Raw genomic sequence first — 8,980 nt, forward strand, 5'->3', positions numbered from 1 at the left:
TATATTGCCCGTAGGGTATATATTGATTCGGGCTAGATATCGAGGAATCGAATGTCCTTTGCGTTCTGCTGGATAAACTCACGGCGAGCCTCAACGTCCTCGCCCATCAGAACAGAGAAGATCTGGTCAGCCGCCGCTGCATCCTCCATCTTCACCTGAAGCAGGGTGCGGCGAGCCGGATCCATGGTGGTGTCCCACAGCTCGGTGTAGTCCATCTCGCCCAGACCCTTGTAACGCTGAATACCGTTCTCCTTGGGCAGGCGCAGGTTCTTCGCAGCACCACGAGCCAGAGCCTCATCACGCTCAGCGTCCGAGTACACATAATCGTGCGGAGCGTTCGACCACTTGATGCGGTACAACGGCGGCTGAGCCAGGTACACGTAGCCAGCCTCAATCAGCGGACGCATAAAGCGGAAGAGCAGAGTCAGTAGCAGAGTCGTAATATGCTGGCCATCGACGTCCGCATCCGCCATCAGAACGATCTTGTGGTAGCGTGCCTTCTCAATATCGAAGTCGTCACCAATGCCGGTACCGAAAGCGGTAATCATCGCCTGAATTTCAGCGTTGGACAGGGCACGGTCCAGGCGAGCGCGCTCAACGTTCAGGATCTTACCGCGCAGCGGCAGAATAGCCTGAGTGTTCGGGTTGCGACCCTGAACAGCCGAACCACCCGCAGAGTCACCCTCCACCAGGTAAATCTCAGAGATCGACGGATCCTTCGAGGAGCAGTCCTTGAGCTTACCGGGCATGGAGCTGGTCTCCAGCAGACCCTTGCGGCGGGTCGTCTCGCGTGCCTTACGGGCTGCAATACGCGCCTGAGCGGCGGTGATCGCGCGGCGCACGATATCCTTCGCCACCGCGGGGTTACGACCGAACCAGTCGCCGAGGTGATCGTTCACCTCACGCTGGGTGAAGGACTTAGCCTCCGAGTTACCCAGCTTGGTCTTGGTCTGACCCTCGAACTGCGGCTCGGAAATCTTAATCGAAATCACCGCGGTCAGGCCCTCACGCACGTCTTCACCGGTGAGGTTATCGTCCTTATCGCGCAACAGCTTGTTCTCACGCGCGTAACGGTTCACCAGCGAGGTCAGAGCGGCACGGAAACCCTCTTCGTGAGTACCGCCCTCGTGGGTGTTAATCGTGTTCGCGTACGAGTAGACGGATTCCTTGTAGGCGCCGGTCCACTGCATCGCCACTTCCAGGCTCATATTGCGCTCAGTGTCTTCGGCTTCGAAGGAGACAATCTCCTCGTTCACGATGGTCTTCGCGCCTGCGTTGAGGAAGTGTACGTAGTCGAACAGACCGTTGTCGTAACGGTAGGTGACAGTCGTGAAACCCTCAGCGTTCGCGCGCACGCGGTTGAGGATGTTTTCCTTCTTCTCGCTCTCTTCAGCAACCTCGTCACCGACGAACTTCTCGCGCTCATCGGTCAGGGTGATGGTCAGGCCCTTGTTCAGGAACGCCATCTGCTGGAAACGGGCGCGCAGAGTCTCAAAGTCGAACTCGACGGTCTCGAAAATCTCGGGGTCCGGGTAGAAAGTCTGAATGGTACCGGTCTTATCGGACGGTTCACCCTTACGCAGGGGGCCGTCCGGCACACCGCCATTAGAGAAAGAAATGTGCCATGCGTAGCCCTGGCGGTGCACCTCGGTAATCACGCGGGTGGACAGCGCGTTCACCACGGAGATACCCACACCGTGCAGACCACCAGAAACAGAGTAGCCGCCGCCGCCAAACTTACCGCCAGCGTGCAGCACGGTCATAACGACCTCAACGGTGGACTTGTGCTCGGTGGGGTGCTCATCCACGGGAATACCGCGGCCGTCATCCTCTACGCGAACAGCACCATCAGCCTGGATGGTCACGTCAATTTTGGAGGCGTAACCGGCGAGCGCCTCGTCAACCGAGTTATCTACAACCTCGTAGACCAGGTGGTGCAGACCGCGCTCAGTGGTCGAGCCAATGTACATGCCGGGGCGCTTGCGAACCGCTTCCAGACCTTCCAGCACGGTAATATCGGATGCACCGTATTCATGCTGCTGTTCAGATGCATTCTGTTCAGATGCCACGAGGCAGAACTCCTTGAGTAGATGATGCAACCGGCGAAGAAAAATGGCGGGCCGCTCAGAGGGGAGCCTAGAACGCCTCACAGAGAGCACAAGAAAGTGCCCGTACAACCCGCGTTGCCGGTGGTGCCCATAGGTGGGCACACTTTACGCATTGTCTCTTTTATTTTACCGAGCAAGAGAGCTTAAAACCATCTACGGGCGTCATTTATTGAGCTTTTTGCAGGCTATTACCCGCTCAAAAGCCCGCAAAGGCGGTTTAGAGTGCTTCAACCCCCTCTTGAGGTAGGGGGTACAGTTCACAGCCTCGTGGGGGTTGCCGGCGCTTCTATAGCTTTCATACCGTGCAGAAAAAGGCTTATTTTGACCTAACACCGTTCAATCAGAAGGTGAACGAGCACCAGAGGCACTCAGAAGGCTACCCATAGGTGTCGCGCACACCGCGCATGCCGGTGGCACGCCGATAGCCTCGCTGATTCCAGCGTCCGTTGTTCGGACCCAGCACGCGAACCTGAGCCACGACACCATCACCCAGTTCGCGGCGGAAAAGTTCGATGAGGTGCCCGTGCATCAGGCGCAACTGAGTCGTCCAGGCGGTAGAGTCGCACTGGACTTCAACAATGGAGTTTTCGAAGCTGATGGGGCGGGTGTGCGCCGCAATTTCAGGGCCCACGAGCTCAGTCCAGCGAGCCAGCACGCTAGAGACCGCCACGGGCTCTTTCCAGCCGCGAGAACGAATCAGGGCACTGACGATGCCGCCGAGGGGCTTGGGGTCGCGAGAGCTCTCTCCGGGGCCGCTATAGCCGCCCATGACGCGGGGGTCCCACCCCTGCGCTCGCCGCGATTTCTTCTTCGAGGCGGCACCGGACATCACCGCACCAAAATCGCGCATGATTTTATTCGCTGAGAAGGCATTCAGGGGCGCCTCGCCGCGTTCTTGAGCCGCCACTCGCATACGGGTTAGCAGGGCGGAGGGGGCGTCCACCTCGTCACGGTAGAACTCACCCACGCCGTCAACCTCGTGCGGGTTTTGAGGCTCCGCAAACTGCGGTTCCGCGAATTCTTCGAATGTTTCACGTGAAACATGGTTTTGAGGGTAGACAGGGTTACTCATTGCCGCCACCCTCCGCGAGCGCAGAAACGGTCGAGTTCGACTGCCCCACAGAGTCAGTGACAGAGTCGGTGGCAGGACCAGCGGCAGGCTGCACATACTCGGCGTGCCCCGCCGTCACCGACACCAGGCGGTAGTCGCCCAGCTCCTCCGGAATATCGCTGAGCACCGCACAGGTAATCAGTACCTGCTCCGCGTCGGCAACCATCGCACCCAGGCGGTGGCGGCGCGCAGAATCAAGCTCCGCAAACACATCATCAAGAATCAGAATCGGCGAAGAACCCGCCGAGGAATCATCCTCAACATGCACAAACCAGGACGCCAGTTTCAGCGCCAGCGCAAAAGACCAGCTCTCGCCGTGCGAGGCAAAATGCTTCACCGGCATACCACCGAGCAGCAGGGTAATATCCTCACGATGCGGACCCACCAGGGTCACGCCGCGCTCAATCTCATCGCGCCGACGCTCCGCAAAACCGCGCATCAAAGCCTCCTTGAGGTCCTCAATGCGCATCAGCGCCGCATGCTCGATAGAGCGTTCACCCATGCTCGAAAAAACAGTCGACTCATAGTTGAAACCGACCTCTTTAGAGCCGTCCGTCAGCCCCGCGTAGGCGCGGCGAAGCTGCGGCAAAAAGCGCTGCAACAGACGGAAACGCGCAGAAAGCAGCTGAGCGCCCAGGGTCGACAGTTGCTCATCCCAGACCGACAGGGTACTCAAAGCGTTCTCGTCCCGCGCCTTACGCTGCATGGATTTCAACAACGAATTACGTTGCCGCAAAATCCGCTCATACTCGCTACGGTACCCGGAGACCACCGGACGCAAAGAGCTGGCCAAATCATCCACAAAACGACGACGACCGGCGGGATCCCCCTTCACCAGTTGCAGATCCTCCGGGGAAAACAGCACCGTGCGGGCAATGCCCAGCGCCTCCTTGGCGCGCACTGGCGCGGCACGATTAATGCGCACCCGATTACTCTGCCCCGGAGCAATCTCAAACTCGGTCACTGTCTGCTGCGAACCGCGCACCGTACGGGTGCGAATATAGGCGCGCGAAGCACCCGCTCGAACCAGCGGCCCGTCATGGCTCACACGGTGCGAAGAGAGCGACGCCGCATAGTCGATTGCCTCAACAATATTGGTTTTCCCCACACCATTAGAGCCCAGAAACACCGTAACTCCCGCCGAAAGAGGCAGGCTCAGCAGGGCGTAGGTACGGTAATCCAACAACGAAATATGGTCAATATACACCGGAGCAGCTCCTTTCACGGGGTTTCACATACGGGGTCGCAGGGGTTCACAGCGCCAGCTGGCGGGCACAGTGCGCAGGCCAAAATACTGTGGTTTTCCGCACGGATGAGCACAGAAAAAACAGCGCAACCCCGCACATACCCACGATGCATAGGGCACCGAAAGACGTGCGGGGTAGCGACGCTGAAACTAGTTCGACGGCAGGCGAACCGGCATCAGCAGGTAACGGTAGTTGCGGTCATCCTCAGCCAGCGGCTCGTCCTGACCGGAAATCACGGCGGGCTTCGGCGCATCGGTGAAGGAGAAACGAACGAACTCAGTACCGAAAACCTTCAAACCATCCGAGAGGTAGGCGGGGTTGTACGCAACGGTGATGTCATCACCGGACAGGTGAGCCTGCAGAGTCTCGGAAGCCTGAGCCTCATCACCGCGGCCGGCATCAATAGCAACCGAACCCTGAGTGAACTTCAGACGCAGGGGAGTGTTGCGCTCCGCCACGAGGGAGATACGGCGAGCAGCCTCAGCCAGGTCGGAGGTGCGAACCACCGCGTGAATCGGGGTCTGCTCGGGGAACAGCGCACGGATATTGGGGTAGTCGCCGTCCATCAGAACGCTGGTGGTGCGGCGGGTACCCGCTGCGAAGCCGATCAGCTCGCCCGCTGCGGGCAGGGCGATAGACAGATCGCCGGAACCGGAGAGGGTGCTACCGACCTCAGAGACGGTCTTAGCCTTCAGCAGCACAGCCGCCTGAACGTCAGGGTTGGTCGGGTTCCACTTGATTTCGCGCATTGCCAGGCGGTAGCGGTCGGTGGCGAGCAGGGTCATGGTGTCGCCGTTGATTTCTACGCGGATACCGGTCAGCAGCGGCAGGGTCTCATCCTTGGACACCGCAATCTGAACCTGCTTGACGGCTTCAGCGAATTCGGCGCCGTCCACGGTACCGGAAATTTCGGGAAGCTCGGGAAGCTCGGGGTAGTCCACGACCGGCATGCCAGCGAGCTGGAAGTTAGCGGAACGGCAGTGAATACGAATCACGGACTCATCTGCGGTGAACTCGACGGGTGCGTTCGGTAGGGAGCGGCAAATTTCTGCCAGGATCTTGCCGGGAACCAGGCACACGCCTTCTGCTTCAACATCGGCTGCAATGACCTGGCGGGCGCTGGTCTCGTGATCGAAGCTTGCGATGCTGACCTCACCTGCGGAGGCGGTAATCAGCAGACCGTTGAGTACGGGGGAGGTGGGACGCAGCGGAAGTGAGCGTGCCGTCCAGCCGACTGCTTCGGCAAGGACATCGCGTTCAACGGTGAATTTCATCGAGAAGGCGCCTTTCACGGAATTGGAGAGTCATTTTGGGGCGCACGTAAAGCTTTGGGCGATAGAGCCGGAGATATCGCGTGCTCTGGTGCGCAGTGAATCTTCCGCGCGCGCGTCTATCCATCCTACCGGATTTTGTAATTACACAGAGACTCGAAGGTCAGTTCTGCAGCGAAAAAACGGGTGAGATGAGGCATGCGAGGTCGCTGTATTTTTGTAATTACAAAGAGAGGCGGAAGATGTAGCAAACCCACTCGAAAACAGGTTCGAACTAGGCAGTGGTTCAGTGTTGGTTTCTTTTCTAAACCCAACCCAAGAGAGAGCATGCAGCAACGACCCAAATCCGCGAAAATCTACGCTTTCAGCAGGGGTATACAGAAAAACCTGAACCAGGCCGGCCGGTCGAGCAGAACTATTTGTTATGGGGAGGATTTTTTCTTTAAGTACAGTAGTATTGTTAACGCTTGTGGAAACGGTGGAAAACCCCTTCCTTGCCTGCAATGACGCGGAAGTAGCCTGTGGACATTAAGTGGAAGAATCCACCCTGCACGGAGGATGCATTGTGTATGGATATTTATGCATTTCCTTGATTCCACACCTTTTGAATATTCATGCACTTAACGTCCACACGAACGCATGAGTTAAAGCACAGCTTATCCACACCCCGAAAATCCAGCTTTTCGAGTCACTAAAATCCTTGGAACCAACGCGAAATCCCCGCCCCGAAACCTATAAAACACCTAGTCAAGACGCAAAATAAGCTACGGGACAGGGACAAAAGCACTTCTAGCCGGCGGCGCGCTGCTCCTGGCGGATCAAATTCGTCAGCTCAGTAACCTGGTTGAAAATCGTCTGACGCTCCGCCATCTGCGCGCTCACCTTACGCACCGCGTGCATCACCGTCGTATGGTCGCGGCCGCCCAGATCGTTGCCAATACGCGGCAGAGACATCTCGGTCAGCTCACGCAGAAGATACATCGCCACCTGGCGCGCATTCGTGAGCGTACGGGTGCGAGACTTCGACTGCATATCCTCAATGGACACATCAAAATACTTCGCCACCGTCGCCAAAACCAGCGCCGATGTAATCTCCGCACCACCGGTATCAGAGAGCAAATCCTTCAGATAGGTCTCAGCCTCAGCCAGGGTAATGGGCTCCGGCGGCTTCTTCATCGAGGCGGCAGCGCTCGCACGAATCAGAGCACCCTCCAACTCGCGAATATTCGCCGTGACATGGGAAGCAATGTATTCCATGACGTCATCGCGCACCGGCAGAATCTCGTTCTGAGCTTTCTTCCGCAGAATCGCGATACGGGTCTCCAGCTCCGGAGGCTGCACATCCACGTTCAGGCCCGAACCGAAACGCGAACGCATACGCTCAGCGAAACCGGTCAGCTGCTTCGGCGGCAAATCAGAGGTAATCACGATCTGCTTCTGGTGGTTGTACAGGGCGTTGAAGGTATGGAAGAACTCCTCCATCGTCGCCTCTTTACCCGCCAAGAACTGGATATCGTCAATCAGAAGAACGTCAACATTGCGGTAAATCTGCTTGAACGACGAACCCTCATCATCACGGATCGAGTTAATGAAGTCATTCGTGAACTCCTCAGAATTCACGTAGCGCACCCGCAAATTCGGGTACAGATACTTGGTGTAGTGGCCGATTGCGTGCAGCAGGTGAGTCTTACCCAGGCCCGAACCGCCGTAGATGAACAGCGGGTTGTAGACAATGCCGGGCTGCTCCGCCACCGCGAAAGCGCTCGCGTGCGCAAAGCGGTTGGACTGACCAATCACGAAGGTGTCGAAGGTGTAGTTCGGGTTCAGTCGGGCAGAGCTATCCCAAGTCGGCGCGTTTTCCGGGTCTTCATGCGGATGCACCTGCTGGGCCTCCGGTACCGCCGGGGCGTCCGGAACGAAAGTGGGTGCCGGGTACTCGCGAGGCGCACCCGCAACAGGAGCCACCGGAGCAGCCTGCTGCGCGGAGGGGAATCCTGCACGCTCCGCCTCCAAGGCGTGTAGGGAGGGGCGGGTGACTTGCTCATCAGCGGGCACCTCGTAGTGGTCAGGACCCGGATGTGGCTCCGTGTAGTACTCAAAAGCGCGCGAACCGGCGGGTGCCTCAGGATGCGCAGAAGCCGCCGGAACGACAGCAGGTGCGTGCGACTGCTCAGCAGGCACCTCACGCTCACCATGGAAAACGTCCTGATTTGCAGGTTCAACCGGAATCATCGACTCATTCACATCGAAAAGCGCGGTGGTCGACGGGCCAAATGCCTCGTGCAGAGCCGCACGGAACGAAGCGCTAATCTGCTCCTCAAAGACCGCACGGGTGAGCTTATTCGGCACCTCAATGATGAGGCGAGAAGAACCCATCAATCCCTGAGGCTGCGCAAGATTCACGAAACCGCGCTGACGTGCCGTTACCGCCGGATCGGCGGCAAGAATGGAGAGCAGATGCGCCCAGCGCGCCTGAAGGGAGTCGGTCATGGAATTCTTTACTTTCACTCGATGTGAAGCGGTGGTGCAGTAAAGAAATCATGCCGGAAACCACCGCGAGGTCATTAAGATTCTACCCGCTTAATACACAGGGGGAGAAAGTTATCCACAAGAGTTTTCCACACGGTGGAAAACTTGTAATTACAGGGGTGGATAAGCGGTGGATTTAAGTGCATAACGGGGCTTCTTCCCTGATATTTAGCGGAAAACTCCAAAAGCTCAAGGATGTGGATAACTCACCGATAGTAGGGGGTTTGGGTGGGATATGCACCATGGTGGATATCCTGCTGCCATAAATATCCCCAGGTTTACACCCCGAGAGCGCGTAGTATCTCCACGGCCTGTACACCCGCCGCAATCACCGCCTCCACACCACAAACGAGCCCGGAATCACGCGGAAAAAAGCGTCAAGAACTTGATTTACGCCCTCCACTCTTCTAAAGTTGTGCTGTTGTGTGTGCACCGCCTACTGCGAATAGTCGCGGTACCTCCGTGCACCAAGAAGCGTACGGTTCCGATACCCATGAGGGCACGAACCGCAAAAATCAAGGAGACAAAGTATGAGCAAGCGTACTTTCCAGCCGAACAACCGCCGTCGCGCTAAGAAGCACGGCTTCCGTCTGCGTATGCGTACCCGTGCAGGCCGCGCGATTCTGTCGAACCGCCGCGGTAAAGGCCGCGCAAAGCTCTCGGCCTAATCACGGCATATAGTTCGCCCGCCGATGCACACGCATCGGCGGGGGG

At 57.8% G+C, this 8,980-nt stretch carries 6 protein-coding genes; 1 reads left to right on the forward strand and 5 read right to left on the reverse strand.

Going from position 1 to position 8,980, the window contains the following annotated elements:
- Positions 1-32 precede the first annotated feature (32 nt).
- From gyrB to dnaA, 5 genes are all read right to left on the reverse strand, one after another.
- Complete coding sequence (gene gyrB / locus HMPREF2919_RS06270; protein WP_070666830.1) at positions 33-2,069, reverse strand: DNA topoisomerase (ATP-hydrolyzing) subunit B; 2,037 nt, start codon at positions 2,067-2,069, stop codon at positions 33-35.
- A 415-nt stretch (positions 2,070-2,484) separates the two neighbouring features.
- Positions 2,485-3,180 carry a DciA family protein gene (locus tag HMPREF2919_RS06275; RefSeq protein ID WP_070666832.1) on the reverse strand — a complete coding sequence of 232 codons (696 nt, stop codon included), beginning with the start codon at positions 3,178-3,180 and terminating at the stop codon, positions 2,485-2,487.
- Positions 3,173-4,426 carry a DNA replication/repair protein RecF gene (gene recF / locus HMPREF2919_RS06280; RefSeq protein WP_070634583.1) on the reverse strand — a complete coding sequence of 418 codons (1,254 nt, stop codon included), beginning with the start codon at positions 4,424-4,426 and terminating at the stop codon, positions 3,173-3,175. Before recF ends, HMPREF2919_RS06275 begins: the two co-directional genes overlap by 8 nt.
- A 189-nt stretch (positions 4,427-4,615) precedes the next feature.
- On the reverse strand, positions 4,616-5,740 hold the full coding sequence (gene dnaN, locus HMPREF2919_RS06285; protein ID WP_049327445.1) for a DNA polymerase III subunit beta: 1,125 nt from the start codon (positions 5,738-5,740) through the stop codon (positions 4,616-4,618).
- A 786-nt stretch (positions 5,741-6,526) separates the two neighbouring features.
- Complete coding sequence (gene dnaA / locus HMPREF2919_RS06290; protein WP_049341944.1) at positions 6,527-8,227, reverse strand: chromosomal replication initiator protein DnaA; 1,701 nt, start codon at positions 8,225-8,227, stop codon at positions 6,527-6,529.
- A 569-nt stretch (positions 8,228-8,796) separates the two neighbouring features.
- On the opposite strand from dnaA, the gene rpmH reads away from it, so the two are divergent.
- Positions 8,797-8,934 carry a 50S ribosomal protein L34 gene (gene rpmH, locus HMPREF2919_RS06295; protein ID WP_049332235.1) on the forward strand — a complete coding sequence of 46 codons (138 nt, stop codon included), beginning with the start codon at positions 8,797-8,799 and terminating at the stop codon, positions 8,932-8,934.
- Positions 8,935-8,980 lie beyond the last annotated feature (46 nt).

The sequence above is a fragment of the Rothia sp. HMSC068E02 genome, from assembly GCF_001813565.1.
GTDB lineage: Bacteria > Actinomycetota > Actinomycetes > Actinomycetales > Micrococcaceae > Rothia.